This is a genomic window from Stenotrophomonas sp. STK16_22, assembly GCF_051984505.1.
Classification (GTDB): Bacteria; Pseudomonadota; Gammaproteobacteria; order Xanthomonadales; family Xanthomonadaceae; genus Stenotrophomonas; species Stenotrophomonas maltophilia_A.
The window spans coordinates 3,501,966-3,516,873 of the sequence record NZ_CP196972.1; the positions used below are offsets into that span (position 1 = coordinate 3,501,966).

The 14,908-nt window shown below is 66.4% G+C and carries 15 protein-coding genes; 8 read left to right on the forward strand and 7 right to left on the reverse strand.

The features are described 5' to 3' along the window. Nucleotides 1–68: 68 nt before the first annotated feature. A complete protein-coding gene (locus tag ACSYAO_RS16395) occupies nucleotides 69–2,159 on the forward strand; it encodes a catalase (protein WP_134951365.1) in 2,091 nt (696 codons plus the stop codon). A 22-nt stretch (nucleotides 2,160–2,181) separates the two neighbouring features. Then, nucleotides 2,182–2,655 carry a hypothetical protein gene (locus ACSYAO_RS16400; protein ID WP_049463124.1) on the forward strand — a complete coding sequence of 158 codons (474 nt, stop codon included), beginning with the start codon at nucleotides 2,182–2,184 and terminating at the stop codon, nucleotides 2,653–2,655. 9 nt (nucleotides 2,656–2,664) lie between these two features. Here ACSYAO_RS16400 and ACSYAO_RS16405 read toward each other — a convergent pair whose 3' ends face one another. Then, nucleotides 2,665–3,405, reverse strand: a complete 741-nt coding sequence (locus ACSYAO_RS16405) for an alpha/beta fold hydrolase (protein WP_149909216.1) — start codon at nucleotides 3,403–3,405, stop codon at nucleotides 2,665–2,667. Nucleotides 3,406–3,545: 140 nt separating this feature from the next. On the opposite strand from ACSYAO_RS16405, the gene ACSYAO_RS16410 reads away from it, so the two are divergent. Together ACSYAO_RS16410 and ACSYAO_RS16415 are read left to right on the forward strand one after the other, a co-directional pair. After that, complete coding sequence (locus tag ACSYAO_RS16410; RefSeq protein WP_440565932.1) at nucleotides 3,546–4,103, forward strand: hypothetical protein; 558 nt, start codon at nucleotides 3,546–3,548, stop codon at nucleotides 4,101–4,103. A gap of 14 nt (nucleotides 4,104–4,117) precedes the next feature. Continuing rightward, a complete protein-coding gene (locus ACSYAO_RS16415) occupies nucleotides 4,118–4,408 on the forward strand; it encodes a hypothetical protein (protein ID WP_005410634.1) in 291 nt (96 codons plus the stop codon). An 89-nt stretch (nucleotides 4,409–4,497) separates the two neighbouring features. Here the strand turns inward: ACSYAO_RS16415 and ACSYAO_RS16420 are convergent, their stop codons facing one another. Next, nucleotides 4,498–6,624 (reverse strand): methyl-accepting chemotaxis protein, encoded by a 2,127-nt coding sequence (locus ACSYAO_RS16420; protein ID WP_149909217.1) that lies wholly within the window; start codon nucleotides 6,622–6,624, stop codon nucleotides 4,498–4,500. A 232-nt stretch (nucleotides 6,625–6,856) separates the two neighbouring features. Here ACSYAO_RS16420 and ACSYAO_RS16425 point away from each other — a divergent pair, with 232 nt between their 5' ends. Both ACSYAO_RS16425 and ACSYAO_RS16430 read left to right on the forward strand, forming a co-directional pair. Continuing rightward, a complete protein-coding gene (locus ACSYAO_RS16425) occupies nucleotides 6,857–7,819 on the forward strand; it encodes a L,D-transpeptidase family protein (protein WP_149909218.1) in 963 nt (320 codons plus the stop codon). A 4-nt stretch (nucleotides 7,820–7,823) separates the two neighbouring features. Beyond that, nucleotides 7,824–8,501, forward strand: coding sequence for a M23 family metallopeptidase (locus ACSYAO_RS16430; protein WP_049463118.1), 678 nt, complete (start codon nucleotides 7,824–7,826; stop codon nucleotides 8,499–8,501). Here ACSYAO_RS16430 and ACSYAO_RS16435 read toward each other — a convergent pair. The 5 genes from ACSYAO_RS16435 to hflK all read right to left on the reverse strand — a co-directional run bounded on the left by ACSYAO_RS16435 (nucleotide 8,437) and on the right by hflK (nucleotide 13,296). Beyond that, the gene (locus ACSYAO_RS16435; protein WP_049463117.1) at nucleotides 8,437–9,099 is read right to left on the reverse strand and encodes a hypothetical protein; all 663 of its coding nucleotides are present in this window, start codon (nucleotides 9,097–9,099) and stop codon (nucleotides 8,437–8,439) included. The genes ACSYAO_RS16430 and ACSYAO_RS16435 overlap by 65 nt on opposite strands. A gap of 116 nt (nucleotides 9,100–9,215) precedes the next feature. Further along, nucleotides 9,216–10,508, reverse strand: a complete 1,293-nt coding sequence (locus tag ACSYAO_RS16440) for an adenylosuccinate synthase (protein ID WP_006463282.1) — start codon at nucleotides 10,506–10,508, stop codon at nucleotides 9,216–9,218. 541 nt (nucleotides 10,509–11,049) lie between these two features. Then, nucleotides 11,050–11,235 (reverse strand): DUF2065 domain-containing protein, encoded by a 186-nt coding sequence (locus ACSYAO_RS16445; RefSeq protein ID WP_005410640.1) that lies wholly within the window; start codon nucleotides 11,233–11,235, stop codon nucleotides 11,050–11,052. Between the two features lie 67 nt (nucleotides 11,236–11,302). Next, the gene (gene hflC, locus ACSYAO_RS16450; protein ID WP_010482785.1) at nucleotides 11,303–12,166 is read right to left on the reverse strand and encodes a protease modulator HflC; all 864 of its coding nucleotides are present in this window, start codon (nucleotides 12,164–12,166) and stop codon (nucleotides 11,303–11,305) included. Next, on the reverse strand, nucleotides 12,163–13,296 hold the full coding sequence (hflK, locus tag ACSYAO_RS16455; RefSeq protein WP_049401370.1) for an FtsH protease activity modulator HflK: 1,134 nt from the start codon (nucleotides 13,294–13,296) through the stop codon (nucleotides 12,163–12,165). The genes hflC and hflK overlap by 4 nt, the downstream gene beginning before the upstream one ends. 153 nt (nucleotides 13,297–13,449) lie before the next feature. On the opposite strand from hflK, the gene ACSYAO_RS16460 reads away from it, so the two are divergent. Both ACSYAO_RS16460 and pilH read left to right on the forward strand, forming a co-directional pair. Then, nucleotides 13,450–14,445: a YhdH/YhfP family quinone oxidoreductase gene (locus tag ACSYAO_RS16460; protein ID WP_049463116.1), complete on the forward strand. Its 996-nt coding sequence runs from the start codon at nucleotides 13,450–13,452 to the stop codon at nucleotides 14,443–14,445. Between the two features lie 88 nt (nucleotides 14,446–14,533). Then, nucleotides 14,534–14,905: a twitching motility response regulator PilH gene (pilH, locus tag ACSYAO_RS16465; RefSeq protein WP_005410644.1), complete on the forward strand. Its 372-nt coding sequence runs from the start codon at nucleotides 14,534–14,536 to the stop codon at nucleotides 14,903–14,905. The last annotated feature ends 3 nt before the right edge of the window (nucleotides 14,906–14,908 follow it).

Consider the following 14,908-nt stretch of genomic DNA (forward strand, 5'->3'; position numbering starts at 1 on the left):
GGACCTCGGTTTAACGGGCTCGGTTCCAGTGTCGTGGTTCTCTTTCAGATCATCCGGAGCCAACGTCAATGGCCGCCAGCAAGCCGACCGGCAAGCGCGCAACCACCCACGCTGAAAACCAACACCGGGGCAACGGTGATGAACTGCACCAGCAGGCCGGGGGCAGCCATCCGGTGATGACCACCGATCAGGGCATCCCGGTGGCGGACAACCAGAACTCCCTGCGGCAGGGAACCCGGGGGCCCACGCTGCTGGAGGACTTCATCCTGCGCGAGAAGATCACCCACTTCGATCACGAACGCATTCCCGAGCGCATCGTGCACGCACGTGGCAGCGCAGCACATGGCTACTTCGAATTGACCCGATCGCTGAAAGCGCATACCCGCGCGCGCGTCCTGACCGAAGTAGGCGTGAAGACACCCGTGTTCACCCGCTTCTCGACGGTAGCCGGTGGCGCAGGCTCGGTGGACACCCCGCGCGACGTGCGCGGCTTCGCGGTCAAGTTCTATACCAAGGAGGGCAACTGGGACCTGGTCGGCAACAACATCCCGGTGTTCTTCATCCAGGACGCCATGAAATTCCCGGACCTGGTGCACGCGGTGAAGATGGAACCGGACCGTGCCTTCCCGCAGGCGGCCACGGCCCACGACACCTTCTGGGATTTCATCTCGCTCATGCCCGAGTCGATGCACATGATCATGTGGGCAATGAGCGACCGTGCCATTCCGCGTTCGCTCCGCATGATCGAAGGCTTCGGCGTGCACAGCTTCCGCCTGCTGAACGAGGCAGGTGAGTCGACCTTCGTCAAGTTCCACTGGCGGCCGAAGCTGGGCATCCAGTCAACGGTCTGGGACGAAGCGCTGAAGCTGCAGTCGGCCGACAATGACTTCCATCGCCGTGACCTGTTCGAGGCCATCCAGCGCGGTGACTTCCCGGAATGGGAGCTGGCAGTGCAGCTGTTTACGGAAGAAGAGGCCGACGCATTCCCGTTCGATCATCTGGACCCGACCAAGATCATTCCCGAATCACTGGTGCCGTTGCAGGTCATCGGCCGCATGGTGCTGGACCGCTGGCCGGACAACTTCTTCGCCGAGACCGAGCAGGTGGCGTTCTGCCCGGCCAACGTGCCGCCCGGCATTGACTTCAGCAACGATCCGCTGCTGCAGGGGCGCCTGTTCTCCTATCTGGACACCCAGCTGCTGCGCCTGGGCGGCCCCAACTTCCACCAGATCCCGGTGAATGCTCCGAAGTGCCCGTTTTCCAATCATCAGCGCGACGGGCACATGCAGATGCAGGTGCCCAAGGGCCGGGTGGCCTACGATCCCAGCTCGCTGCAGGACGACACACCACGCGAGACCCCGAGCGGCTTCCGTAGCCACGCCACTGCGGACGACGGTCGCAAGGGGCGGACCCGCGCGGAGAGCTTCGCCGACCACTACAGCCAGGCGCGCATGTTCTTCCGCAGCCTTGAAAAGCCGGAACAGGCCCATCTGGCATCGGCGCTGGTGTTCGAGTTGTCCAAGGTGGAAACGCTGAAGGTGCGGGTGCGTACCGTCAGCCACCTGCGCAATATCGACGACTCACTGGCACAGCGCGTGGCCGACGGGTTGGCGTTGCCTGCACTGCCCGACCCGGCGCCGACCGCTACTCCAGTGCGGGACATGCCCCCCGCCCCCGAAGTGCGGGTGATTGGTCGCAACAAACCCACCCTGCAAGGGCGCTGCATCGGCATCCTGTTCGACGAAGGCTCCGACGCGCGCTTGATTGCCAGCCTGAGCAAAGCGGCCCGGAAGGCAGGTGCAAACGTGAAGCTGGTCGCACCAAAAGTGGGAGGCGCCACGCTCAGTGACGGCAGCGTACAGGCCGCCGATGGGCAACTGGCCGGCACGCCATCGGCCGTGTTCGATGCGGTGGCCGTGGTGCTGAGCGTAGAGGCATCAAAGGCGTTGTCGAAAGAGAGCGCTGCCCTTGAGTTCGTCAGCCAGGCGTGGGCGCACCTGAAGGCCATCGCCAGCGACGCGGGCGGCCAGGCGCTGCTGAAGGCGGCAAGGGTCGGCAACGACGCCGGCATCGTCGAAGCGGAAGACGCCAAGGCATTCCTGGCAGCGACCGCCACCCGCCAGTGGGCGCGCGAACCCAAGCTGCGCCTGCTGGCCTGACTACAACAACAGGAGAACTGTCATGCCCCGTGGTGACAAATCCGCATATTCCGATAAACAGAAGCGTCAGGCCGAGCACATCGAGGAAAGCGAGCGCGAGCGCGGTGCCAGCGAAGGCACGGCCGAGCGTATTGCCTGGGCTACCGTGAACAAGCAGGATGGCGGCGGCAAGCGTAGCGGCAGCGCACGCAAGGGTACGAAGAAGGCGACCCGCAAGACGGCTGCGAAGAAGGCGCCTGCCAGGAAGTCCGCTACAAAGAAGGCCACACCCAAGACGGCAGCGAAGAAGGCACCTGCGAAGAAGGCGGCGGCAAAGAAGGCACCGGCTCGCAAGACAGCCACAAAGAAGGCGACAAAGAAGACGGTGGCCAAGAAGTCCAGCACTCCCGCCTCGCGTAGCGCTGCGGCGAAGAAGGCAGCGAAAACCCGTGCGGCAAAGAAGACCGTGCGCAAGGTGGCGGCGAAGAAGGCCGCGCGTACCCGCGCGCGCGGCTGAGTCCTTCGATCAGGGCGACAGCATCCTCATCCACGCGGCAACTTCGGCTGCGGCTGCGTCAGCGCGTGCCTGCAGCAGCAGATGCGGCCCTTCCAGCGAAACATGCCGGGCATCCGGCAAAAGGGCCTGCAGTTCTGCCACGCTGGGCGGCCACAGCAGGCGGTCATGGCACGCGTGCAGGCACAGCGTCGGCACGTCGATTGCCGGCAGCAATGCGCGTACGTCGACGCGCAGGGTCGCTGCGGCGCGTTGCCGCAGTGTGGCCGCCGGAATCCGGGCCAGCGCATCGCGCAGCATCGACAGGTGCTCGCGGGTGCGCCACCGCCCCAGCAGAAGGCGCGCCAGCAACGCCACGGGAGGCAGAGGCCAGGCCGGCGTCAGCAGGGCTGCGCTGGCTGCCGGCAATGGCACCGGCCGACACGCAAAGGTCGCGGCAAGCACCAGTCCGCGCAGCCCGGCGGGCTGTCGCGTGGCCAGTTCAACCGCCAACGGGCCCGAGAAGGACTCGGCAAGCAGGATGAAGGGATGGCCGGGCAGCTGCGACCACAGCCGTTGGGCCAGCGTGGCGTGATCCTGCCCTCCCTGCGCAGGCAGCGTAATCGCCTGCGTCGTCAGCCCATGAGCCTGGAGTGCTGACAGAAACGGGATCGACAGCCTGCCGGAGCCATCCAGCCCGGGCAGCATCAGCACGTGCTGCGGCGTGGGTGATGCTGAATCACAGCCCGGCTTTTCCTCGCTCCCGATTCCCATGTCACCTCCTTTGCTGGCAAGCATCGCCCACATCGGCAGGCAGCGGAACCTCCGCTCCGGCTCTCCTGCTGCTTTGCCGGTCAAGGTTGAGCGATACTCCCCGCTCTGCCGCGGGACGCGGCTGCCAAGGAGAGCCTCTGATGCGATGGACCTACGCGCTGGCCATGATGGCCATGATGGCCATGATGGCCATGATGCTGCCACTGAACAGTTCCGCCAACGATGGCTGGATAAACGGGGCAGGCAAGGCGATGCCGGAGACCGATGCCATGAAATCCAGCGGTGGCTTTGCGGCATCGCTGCTGGTCACCTCCGATGCCGACTGGCAGGCCAAGTGGGAGACCCCGCCTGAGACCACTCCCGGTTTTACCCAGGCCGACGAAGTCCACCCGGGCGGTGAATTGTTCCTGCTGACATTCCTGTCCAACCCGCAACTGGATGAGAACCGCGTACCCAAGGTGCACTGCGATCTGCGCATGCTGCGCCCGGACGGCAGTACCAGCATCGACGAACGCGATGTTCCCTGTTTCACCGCTGCCCTGCCCGGCCCGCCAACCCTGTTGTACATGACCAACCTGCACCTGAAGTTCGTGGCCGAGGCCAGTGATCCGAAAGGCACGTGGACTGCGCAGGTGGTGGTCAGGGATCTGCTGCGGAATGTGAGCCTGCCTCTGCAGGCTCACTTCGACGTCCGTTGAACGGAGGCGTGCGGATGAAGATGCGGCGATTACTGAGCTGGACCGGTCTTGCGCTTTGCGTGGTCTACCTGCTGTTGACCGCATGGCTGGTTCACGGCGCGCAGTCGGATGCGGACCCGAAGGGGGCCTATATCCTGATGTCGCTCCCCATCACCCTGCAGTCTGCTGCACTCGATGCCATCGGCGCAGGCAGCCTGCTGTACGGCAAACCCTGGTCGACCGCGTATGCAGTACTGGTTCCGCCAACACTGCTGTTGCTGTACGCAGCCGGCTGGCTGATCGAACGCGCCGCGCGCGGCCGCTAGCCCGCGGCACCGACCGGTTGCGTGCATGCGGTGCCCTGCATGCGGGGCATCGCATGCAGGGCGTCATCCAACATCCAATCGCAGGTTGCTTACGCCGCCTGCGCAGGCACGATGGGCATGCGCGCGCCCTGCTCCACCTTGAACACCGCCACCGACGTGGTCAGCGCATGCGCCTGTTCCTCCAGCGCGCGGCTGGCGGCAGTGGCTTCTTCCACCAGCGCAGCGTTCTGCTGGGTCACCTGGTCCATCTGCACCACCACCTGGTTGACCTGCTCGATACCGGCGGCCTGTTCCTTGCTGGCCGCTGCGATGTCGCTCATCAGCTGCGTGGTGCGCGAGCTGGCCTGGGCCACGCGGGCGATCGCGGCTTCCGATTCAACGGTCACCGCCAGGCCACTCTTCACCTTGGCAGCGGCGTCTTCGATCAGCTCCTTGATCTCCTTGGCGGCGACACCGGCACGCTGTGCGAGCGTGCGTACCTCGCTGGCGACCACGGCAAAACCACGGCCCTGCTCACCTGCACGCGCGGCTTCAACCGCAGCGTTCAGCGCCAGGATGTTGGTCTGGAACGCGATGCCGTCGATCACGGTGGAGATTTCCGAGATGCGTGCCGAGGACTGATCGATCTCACCCATCACCGACGCCATCTGCCCCATCGCCTGCTCGGTTTCGCGTACGGCGGCACCGGCGGCGTGCGCTTCACTGTCGGCCTGACGCGCCAGTTCGGCATTCTGGCGCACAGTCGAGGTCAGTTCCTCCATCGATGCGGCGGCTTCTTCCAGGTTGGCGGCCTGCTGCTCGGTGCGGCGCGACAGGTCGTTGTTGCCGGCGGCCAGTTCCTGTGCCGCGTTGTTGATGCTGTCGGCAGCCAGCTGGATGCCGCGGACAATGCCGGTCAGCTGCACGGTGGTGGTGTTGGCATCGTCGCGCATGCGGGCGAATACACCGTCGTACTCGCCGTCCATGCGTGCAGTCAGGTCGCCGTGCGAGATCGCGCGTAGCACGTCGGAAACGTCGGCGATGCTGGCCTGCGAACTGGCCATCATGCCGTTGAGGTGCTCGACCATCGCCTTGAACTGGAACTGGAACGCAGCGGCATCGCCACGCATGCTGAAATCACCGGCGCGCGCGGCCCGGGCCAGTTCATCGATCTGCGCGTTGATCGCCATCAGGCTCTGCTTCACTGCGGCCAGAGTGCGGGTCAGCGTGCCCTTCTCGCCCGGGTAGTCCGGCAGGTCGCGGCTGAGGTCACCGATGGCGTAACGCTGCATCACTTCAGCCATCAGCAGTTCCACCTGCACGTGCGATTCGACCAGGCTGTTGGTGGCCTGCACCATGCGGCCGAAATCGCCGGGGAAGGCGCTGGCGTCCATGCGGTAGCGGATCGCACCCGCCTCGTGCTGTTCGGCCATCTGCAGCTGTGCGCCGATCGCCGCCTGCACGCTCTGCCGCACGCTGGCCATCGCCTCGCCCAACTGGGTCAGTTCGTCACGGCCGCCGAGGCGGAACTCCTGGTCCAGCTGGCCCTTGGACAGGCGTTCGGCCAGGTTCACCGCGCGGGCCAACGGGCCGGTCAGGCTGCGGCCGATCATCACCGAGGCACCGATGCCCACCAGCAGCGCAACCCCGCCCAGCACCAGCAACTGCAGCAGGCTGCGCTCGCCCAAGCGGATCGCCTCGGCGGCCGCCTCACGGCTTTCCTTCTCTTCGAAGTCCACGCCATCGGACAGCGCCTTGTTCCAGCCGTTGGCGGCTTCCTGCACCGGGCCCAGGGTCAGCGCCACGGCGCCCGGGTAGTCGCCCTGCTCCATCAGTTCGCTGGTCTGCTTGTTGAGCGGACGCGCGATGGCACGCTTGGCGGAGATGGTTTCGGCAATGGCCTTGCCCTCGGCGTCGCTGGGCAGCGCCTGGTAGGCCGTCCAACTGGCCTCATAGCGCTTGACCAGATCGGCGATGCGCTGCTCATCATGGCCACGGTCATCGCCCTGGCGGATCAGCATCTCGCGGCGAACGACCATCATCTGGTTGTTGGCATCGAGCATCTGCGAGAGCAGGCGCACCTTGGCCACGCTGACATCGACCACCTGCTGCATCGCGCGCTTCTGCACGACACTGGCGGTGGCGCCGGTGGCCACCACGGCCGCAACCAACAGCAGCAACAGGCCAAAGCCCAGCCCAAGACGCCAGGCAACCCTGACATTCCTCAAGTAGTTCATCGGTACATCCAAAACGGGGGGATGTGGCGTTATCGGCGGCCCGCCAGGCAATCTTGATCGCCAACCGCCAACGGCGTGGGGCACCATTCACCTTGGTGAGCCCTTGGCCGGCGGCACCCGCGCGGGGACGGTGGCGCAACGACCCGACTGCTCATGCAGACGTCAGATCTCTTTCACGGCGGCTCGGCGCGGCCTGCAGGCAAGGTGGTGGCGTCATCTGCTGGAGTTCCCAATGCCATTACCCGTGTACCGATCCACCCTGCTCGCTCTCTCGCTGCTGGCATCGCCGGCGTTCGCGCAGGCACCGCCGCCTGGACTGCCCGCCCCCATTGCCGAGAAGGCCGGACAGGACACCGCAGCACGTTCCGCCCTGCATGCCCAGGTGCTGCTGGATCGTGCGAATTTCTCGCCCGGCCAGATCGACGGTGAAGTGGGCAGCAACCAGCGGCGCGCGGTGTCTGGTTTCCAGGCGGCGCACGGCCTGACCGTCACCGGTGAACTGGACGACGCGACCTGGCAGGCCCTGCAGGCTGATAAGGTCACCCCCCTGGCCAGCTACACGCTGACCAGCGAGGATGTCGCCGGGCCGTTCCAGGCGGTGCCGAAGGGCCCCGCCGCACAGGCCAAACTGAAATCGCTGGGCTTCAACAACGTCGAAGAGTCGCTGGGCGAACGCTTCCACGCATCCCCTGAGCTGTTGAAGCTGCTCAATCCGGGCGTGGACCTGAGCAAGGCGGGCAACCGCATCCAGGTGCCCAATATCGCACCATCGCCGCTACCGAAGGCGGCCAAGGTGGTCGTCGACAAGTCCGATTCCAGCCTGCAGTTGCTGGATGCGCAAGGCAAGGTGATCGCTCAGGTGCCGGTTTCCTCCGGCAGCCAGCATGATCCGCTGCCGATCGGCGAATGGAAGATCCTGGGCGTGTATCGCGACCCGCCGTTCCACTACAACCCCAAGCTGTTCTGGGATGCGCGCAAGGGCGAAAAGAAGGCGACACTGCCGCCGGGCCCGAACAATCCGGTCGGCCGGGTCTGGATCGACCTGTCCAAGCCACACTACGGCCTGCATGGCACGCCCGAGCCCGGCCATGTCGGCAAGACCGAGTCACATGGCTGCGTGCGCATGACCAACTGGGATGCGCTGCGCGTGGCCGATGCGGTGGATACCTCCGTCCCCGTGGTGATGCAGGAGTGAGCCGATGCGTCTTTCGCAGCTGATCGCGCTGGGTGTTCTGCTGGGACTGGGGGCCGGCTGGTGGCTGCGCCCCGATGCAGGCGAGCCGGTAGCCGCCTCGCTGCCGGAAGCACAACCGGCAGCAGCTGTGGCGCCGGCCAAGGAATCCGTAGCGCCGCTCGGCACGGCCCCTGCCCCCGCCGCCACCGCACCGTCAGCCGCGCGGACTGCGGATGCGCCAGCCGGTCTGCTGCTGCCGGTGCAGGGCATCCAGGCGTCCCAGCTGCGCGACACGTTCACCGATGCACGCAGCGAGGGCCGCGTGCACGATGCCATCGACATCATGGCCACCGCCGGCACGCCGGTGCTGGCGGTGGCCGATGGCACCGTGGAAAAACTGTTCAACAGCGAGCGTGGCGGGCTGACGATCTACCAGTTCGAGCCCAGCGGACGCTGGTGCTACTACTACGCGCACCTGCAGCGCTATGCCGATGGCCTGACCGAAAAGCAGGTGATCAGGCGCGGGGAGGTGATCGGTTACGTGGGCAGTACCGGCAACGCCAGCGCTGAGGCCCCGCACCTGCATTTCGAGGTGCACGTGCTGGGACCGGAGAAACAGTGGTGGAAGGGCGAATCGATCAATCCGTACCCACTGCTGAATCCGCCTGCTTCGAAGCCCGGTGCTGCCAGCGCCGCAAAGTGAACGTGAACACCGCCAAGGCAGCCCCTGGAATCAACAGGAGCAGTGCCGCCACTTTCCAGAAGAAGAACGGCCACAACCAGACATAATCCAGGTCAGTCAGCTTCAACAGGTCCAGTGGCGGCTGCAGCTCGACGGTGGCCGCGCGCCCCGCCAGCGCCGGGTCCACCTCCAGCACGGTTACCCGTAGCCATGAGCGGCCGCGTGGCAATGCGTCGCCGCGGCCATAGCCAAAGTAGAACGCCGTTGGGCCGCTGGACTCAACCGAAGCCAGCGCGCGATTGATGCCCTGCCCGGCCACTCCCGAACGCTCCCCTGCACGGAAGTCTCCCTGATCGGTCGGAGTTTCGATGCGCAGCAGCACCTCGGGGTCAGCCTCTGTGCCGTCTGCGGCATAGCGCAGGCGCAGCCGCAGATGGTCATCGATGAGGCGGTAGACGGTGATCTGGGCGGTTGCGCCAGGACTCAGCACCAGCGGCACCGTCTGCGTGCGCGACGCCAGGGTATTGGCAGCCGCACCCAGCAGCAGTACCAGGCAGGCGATGCCCCACAGGCTCCACAGCACCCACAGGGTGATCCGCACGACTGTCTCGCCCTTCACGCTGACATCCTGGTCATTGCGTCGCTTCCCGCTGGCCCTGGCGACACAGTAACGAAAAAGCCCCGCTTGCGCGGGGCTTTTCCTGTCACCTACGCCGGGCAGCACCCGGCGCTAGCTCAGGCGAACGGATCCTGCAGGACCATGGTGTGGTCGCGGTCCGGGCCGGTGGAGACGATGCTGATCGGGCAGCCGGCCAGCTCTTCCAGCGAACGCAGGTAGGCACGTGCGGCCGGCGGCAGCTCGTCCCAGTTGGTGATGCCGTGGGTGTTCTCGCTCCAGCCCGGGAACTCCAGGTACACCGGGGTGCAGTCTTCCCAGCCCTGCGCATCCAGCGGCGCGTACTCGGTGCGCTTGCCGTTGTACTCGTAGGCGATGCAGACCTTCAGCTTTTCCATGCCGTCCAGCACGTCCAGCTTGGTGATGCACAGGCCGCTGATGCCGTTGATGGCCACGGCACGCTTCAGCGCGACGATGTCCATCCAGCCGCAACGACGCGGACGGCCGGTCGAGGCACCGTACTCGGCGCCGCGGTCACGGATGCCCTGGCCGACTTCGTCGTCCAGTTCGGTCGGGAACGGGCCGCCGCCGACGCGGGTGGCGTAGGCCTTGGCGATGCCCAGCACGTAGTCGATCGAATCGGCGCCGACGCCGGAACCGGCCAGTGCACCACCGACGGTGGTGTTGGAGCTGGTGACGTACGGGTAGGTGCCGTGGTCGATGTCCAGCAGCGCACCCTGCGCGCCTTCGAACAGCACGCGCTTACCCTGCTTGCGCAGGTCGTGCAGGATGCCGGCCACGTCGGACTTCATCGGCTGCACGTATTCGCCGAAGGCCAGCGCTTCGTCGAAGGTCTTCTGGAAATCGACCGCATCGGTGTTCAGATACTTGGTCAGCACGAAGTTGTGGTAATCCAGCGCGGTGCGCAGCAGTTCTTCCAGCTGCTTCGGGTAATGCAGGTCGGCGATGCGGATGCCGCGACGCGCCACCTTGTCTTCGTAGGCCGGGCCGATGCCACGGCCGGTGGTGCCGATCGCCTTGCCGCCGGCAGCGCGCTCGCGCGCCTGGTCCAGGGCGATGTGGTACGGCATGATCAGCGGCGCGGCCGGGGAGATCTTCAGGCGCGAACGCACTTCCACGCCGGAGGCTTCCAGCTCGGCGATTTCCTTCTGCAGCGCGGCCGGCGAGATCACCACGCCGTTGCCGATCAGGCACAGCGCATCGTCACGCAGGATGCCCGACGGGATCAGGTGCAGGACGGTCTTCTTACCGTTGATGACCAGGGTGTGGCCGGCATTGTGGCCGCCCTGGAAGCGCACGACGGCGCCGATTTCCTCAGTGAGCAGATCGACGATCTTGCCCTTGCCTTCATCGCCCCACTGGGCACCCAACACTACGACAGACTGACCCATGACGGGCTCCTCATATGTTGCGGCCATCGGGGCCGCGGACGGTTGAACCGTGGCGGGGCTGGCCAGCACCTGGAGGGCGGCTCCAAACGGGGAGCAGCCGGCGATGGAAGGCCCAGACACGGAAAAAGCCGAACGGGGAGGCCCGTCCGGCTTTTGTGCATTATCCGGGTTTCCGGGGTCGGGTGCCACCTTTCCGACGGACGGCTTCACCGGCCGGTCAGCCGCCCCGCCCGGTCGTGCTGGCCGTTGGCCGGCAATGCCAACCAAGGTTGGCATCTACCAGAGCCGGGCCACGCATGTACCGGCCGGTCAGGTGCCTCCCGGTAGTGCCGGCCGCTGGCCGGCAATGCCAACCAAGGTTGGCAGCTACCAGAGCCGGGTCACGCATGTGCCGGCCAGTCAGGCACCTCCCGGTAGTGCCGGCCGCTGGCCGGCAATGCCAACCAAGGTTGGCATCTACCAGAGCCGGGCCACGCATGTGAACGCAGGCGGCCGCTGGTGGGCAATCCCAGGTTGCCGGCCAGCGGCCGGCACTACCCTTTCAATGCCGCGCCCACCACAGCAGGCTCAGGCCGGCCAGCAGCACCAGCCCGCCGAAGCTGCGCAGGGCCGGGCTGGGCAGGTCCAGCAGGCGCTCGGCCATGCGCTTCCAGGCGAACGGGGCGACGAACAGGAACAGGCCTTCCAGCACCGCCACCAGGCAGACGGCGGCGAACAGATCTTTCATGGGGGACTCCGGAAAAAGCACGGGGCCCGGCATCTGGCCGGGCCCCGTGGGGTACTGCCCTGCGACCTCAGCGGTCGTTCTTCAGGTACTGCAGGAACGGGTCGTTCTTGTCGAGCACGATCACGCCGTTGCCGTCGGTCATGGAGCCACGGTAGGCCTCCAGGCTGCGGTAGAACGCATAGAACGACGGGTCGGCCGAGCCGGCCTTGCCGTAGATGCGCGCCGCATCGGCGTCGCCTTCACCGCGCAGGCGCTGTGCATCACGCTCGGCCTCAGCGATCAGCACGGTGCTGTCACGGTCGGCCTGGGCGCGGATGGTCAGCGACTGCTCCTCGCCCTCCGCACGCAGCTTGGCCGCTTCCTGCTTGCGCTGGGCGCGCATGCGCTCGTACACGTCATTGATCACCTGGCTGTCGGTGGGCAGGTCCACCTGCTTGATGCGCAGGTCGATCATCTGCATGCCGAGGCCGGCCACCGCTTCGTTGATCCCCTTCAGCTGCTCGGCGATCAGCTCGCTGCGGTCGCCGGAGACCAGCTGCTGCAGGGTGCGCGAGTTGATCTGGTTGCGCAGCGAGTCGGTGATGATCGGTGCCAGGCGGGCATTGGCGATGCGCGGATCGCCACCGGTGGCACGGAAGTAGTCACCCACGTTCGAGATGTAGCCGATGGCGAAGAAGTCGACGCTGACGTCCTTCTGCTCGGCGGTGAAGTAACGCGCCGGGGCGGTGTCGAGCACCTGGAAGCGGCGGTCGAAGACCTTCACCGTTTCCACCACCGGCACCTTGAAGTGCAGGCCCGGCTTGATGTCCGAACGCACCACCTTGCCCAGGTTCAGCACCATGGCGGTCTGGTCCTCACGGACCACGTACACCGAGCCGAGCAGGCCCAGCACCACCGCCACGATCACGGCGATCCAGATAGGACTCTTCATCGGCTGCCCTCCTCACGGCCGCTCGGTCGCCCGGTCGGGCGGCCCACCGGCCGGCCCGGATCACGGGAAGCTTCCGCCGCTGCACCCGGCAGCGACGGCATCACCACCTCCGGATTGGTCACTCCCGGCGGCGCCGAGGTGGTGGGACGGGTATCGCCGGTCATCGGCACGTAGATCAGCTGGCGGCCATCGCCACCGATCACCTTGCGGTTCTCGCTCAGCACCTGCTGCACGGTCTCCAGCCACAGGCGCTTGCGGGTCACTTCCGGGGCGTCCTTGTACTGGGCCTGCAACAGGCTGAAGCGCTGCGCGTCACCCTCGGCCTTGGACACCACGGCCTGCTTGTAGCCTTCGGCGGTGGTACGGGCACGCGAGGCCTGGCCTCGGGCTTCCGGCACGACCTTGGCGGCATAGGCCTGGGCTTCGTTGATCAGGCGTTCCTTGACCTGCTGGGCACCGTTGACCTCGTCGAAGGCCGGCTTCACTTCCTCCGGCGGACGGGCGTCCTGCAGGGTCAGGCCAGTCACGGTCAGGCCGGTCTTGAACGCCTTCAGCAGCGCCTGCAGGCGCTCCTCGGCGGCCACGGCCAACGGGCCACGGTTGTTCAGTACCGCGTTGAGGTCGGCACGGCCGACTTCCTCGCGCACCGCGCTCTGCGCCGACTGCTCCAGCACCTGGTTGGCATCGACCGTGCCGAACAGGTACTGCTGCGGGTCGTCGATGCGGTACTGGACGTTCAGCGAGACGTTGACGATGTTCTCGTCGCGGGTCAGCACCGGCACCTGGATCGAGAAGGTCTTGATCTCGGTGGCATTGACCTTGGTGACCGATTCGATCGGCCACGGCAGCTTGAAGTTCGGGCCGGGCTGCAGGATGCGCGAGAACTGGCCGAAGCGCAGCACCACGCCACGCTGCTGTTCGCCGATCAGCTGGAAGCTGGAGAACAGCACCAGCAACACGACAGCCGCCACCACCCAACGCATGATGCCACCGTCGAACAGGTCCTTCAGCGGCCCGGGCAGTCCGCCCCAGCCACCACCATTGCCACCGCCGCGCGACCCGAAGGGCCCGCGTCGATTGTCCTCGGGGCCTTGTCCGCCCTTGTTGCCGCCGGGTGTATTCCAGGCCATGCACGCTCCATCAAGATTTGGGCTGCGGCGCGGGCCCTTCCCGCACCACCAGCCGTGAAACCATCACCGATCATACAAGATGGGGCGGATCGGCAGGATCGAAAGGGGGGCAACGGGGTAAGGTGGCGTTTTCCTCGAAGTCAGGCAACGCCGATGGCCCCCACCACCCCGTTCACCGCCTTCCGCATCGAAAACGACGCCGCCGGTTACCGCAGTGGCCTGGCCCAGCTCAATGTCGACGACCTCAACCCCGGCCAGGTACTGATCCGCGCCCACTGGTCTTCGGTCAACTACAAGGATGCCCTGGCCGGCACCGGCAAGGGCAGGATCCTGCGCCGTTTCCCGCTGGTGGGGGGCATCGACGTGGCCGGCACCGTGGTTGCCAGCACCGATCCAGACTGGCGTGAAGGCGATGCGGTGCTGGCCACCGGCTGCGGCCTCAGCGAAACCCGCGATGGCGGCTACAGCCAGTATGTGCGGCTGGAGTCGCGTGCGGTGATTGCCCAGCCGGCCGGGCTCAGCCCGCGCGAGGCGATGGTGCTGGGCACCGCCGGCTTCACGGCGGCGCTGGCGCTGCTGCGCATGCAGGACAACCGGCAGGTGCCGGAACTCGGCCCGCTGGCGGTCACCGGCGCCAGCGGCGGTGTCGGTGCGCTGGCGCTGTCGATCTTCAGTCGTGCCGGCTACACCGTGCACGCAGTCAGCGGCAAACCGGACCAGGCCGAGTTCCTGCATGGTATCGGCGCCGCTGAAGTACTACCGCGCGAGGCACTGTCCGACACCGGCCCGCTGCAGTCGGCCCGCTTCGGCGGGGGCCTCGACAATGCCGGAGGCGACATGCTTGCCAGCCTGCTGGCGCAGACCGTGCCCTACGGCAGCGTGGTCAGTGCCGGCCTGGCAGCCAGTCCGACGCTGGATATGACGGTGATGCCGTTCATCCTGCGCGGCGTGTCGCTGCTGGGGGTGTCCTCGGCCAATGCACCGCGTGGGCTGCGCGAAGAAGTGTGGTCGCGGCTGGGCAGTGACTGGAAGCCGCAGCACCTGGACCGCATCTGCACCGCCGAAGTCGGCCTCGATGGCCTTCCTGCCGTATTCGAACGGATGCTGGTGGGTGGTTCGCTGGGCCGTACCGTGGTGCGGATCGACTGAACGTCGCAGGCAGGCGACGGACGGCAGATGCGCCCCTCCCGCCAGTAATGTGCCCGCACTACACTGCGGGCATTACATGGGGAACAACATGGCACGCATTCTGATCGTCGACGACTCACCGTCGCAGCTGTTGGGGATACAGCGCATCGTCGAGAAGCTCGGGCACCAGATCCTGACCGCCACCGATGGCGCCGCCGGGGTCGAAACCGCCAAGGCCGAGCTGCCCGACCTGGTCCTGATGGACGTGGTGATGCCCAACCTCAATGGCTTCCAGGCCACCCGTACCCTCGCCCGCGACGAGGCGACCCGGCATATTCCGGTGATCCTGGTGACCACCAAGGACCAGGACACCGACCGCATGTGGGGCATGCGCCAGGGCGCCAAGGCCTACATCACCAAGCCGTTCTCGGAAGACGAACTGTCCGAGGTGCTGGAACGGGTGTTCGCCGGGCAGGGCTGAGAC

Excerpts from the sequence above, each read along its gene's own strand:
- ACSYAO_RS16405 (WP_149909216.1), bottom strand. The coding sequence starts at position 3,405 with ATGGGAATCGGGAGCGAGGAAAAGCCGGGCTGTGATTCAGCATCACCC.
- hflK (WP_049401370.1), bottom strand. The coding sequence starts at position 13,296 with ATGGCCTGGAATACACCCGGCGGCAACAAGGGCGGACAAGGCCCCGAG.
- hflC (WP_010482785.1), bottom strand. The coding sequence starts at position 12,166 with ATGAAGAGTCCTATCTGGATCGCCGTGATCGTGGCGGTGGTGCTGGGC.
- ACSYAO_RS16425 (WP_149909218.1), top strand. The coding sequence starts at position 6,857 with ATGCCATTACCCGTGTACCGATCCACCCTGCTCGCTCTCTCGCTGCTG.
- ACSYAO_RS16445 (WP_005410640.1), bottom strand. The coding sequence starts at position 11,235 with ATGAAAGATCTGTTCGCCGCCGTCTGCCTGGTGGCGGTGCTGGAAGGC.
- pilH (WP_005410644.1), top strand. The coding sequence starts at position 14,534 with ATGGCACGCATTCTGATCGTCGACGACTCACCGTCGCAGCTGTTGGGG.
- ACSYAO_RS16420 (WP_149909217.1), bottom strand. The coding sequence starts at position 6,624 with ATGAACTACTTGAGGAATGTCAGGGTTGCCTGGCGTCTTGGGCTGGGC.
- ACSYAO_RS16415 (WP_005410634.1), top strand. The coding sequence starts at position 4,118 with ATGAAGATGCGGCGATTACTGAGCTGGACCGGTCTTGCGCTTTGCGTG.
- ACSYAO_RS16410 (WP_440565932.1), top strand. The coding sequence starts at position 3,546 with ATGCGATGGACCTACGCGCTGGCCATGATGGCCATGATGGCCATGATG.
- ACSYAO_RS16395 (WP_134951365.1), top strand. The coding sequence starts at position 69 with ATGGCCGCCAGCAAGCCGACCGGCAAGCGCGCAACCACCCACGCTGAA.
- ACSYAO_RS16400 (WP_049463124.1), top strand. The coding sequence starts at position 2,182 with ATGCCCCGTGGTGACAAATCCGCATATTCCGATAAACAGAAGCGTCAG.
- ACSYAO_RS16440 (WP_006463282.1), bottom strand. The coding sequence starts at position 10,508 with ATGGGTCAGTCTGTCGTAGTGTTGGGTGCCCAGTGGGGCGATGAAGGC.
- ACSYAO_RS16430 (WP_049463118.1), top strand. The coding sequence starts at position 7,824 with ATGCGTCTTTCGCAGCTGATCGCGCTGGGTGTTCTGCTGGGACTGGGG.
- ACSYAO_RS16460 (WP_049463116.1), top strand. The coding sequence starts at position 13,450 with ATGGCCCCCACCACCCCGTTCACCGCCTTCCGCATCGAAAACGACGCC.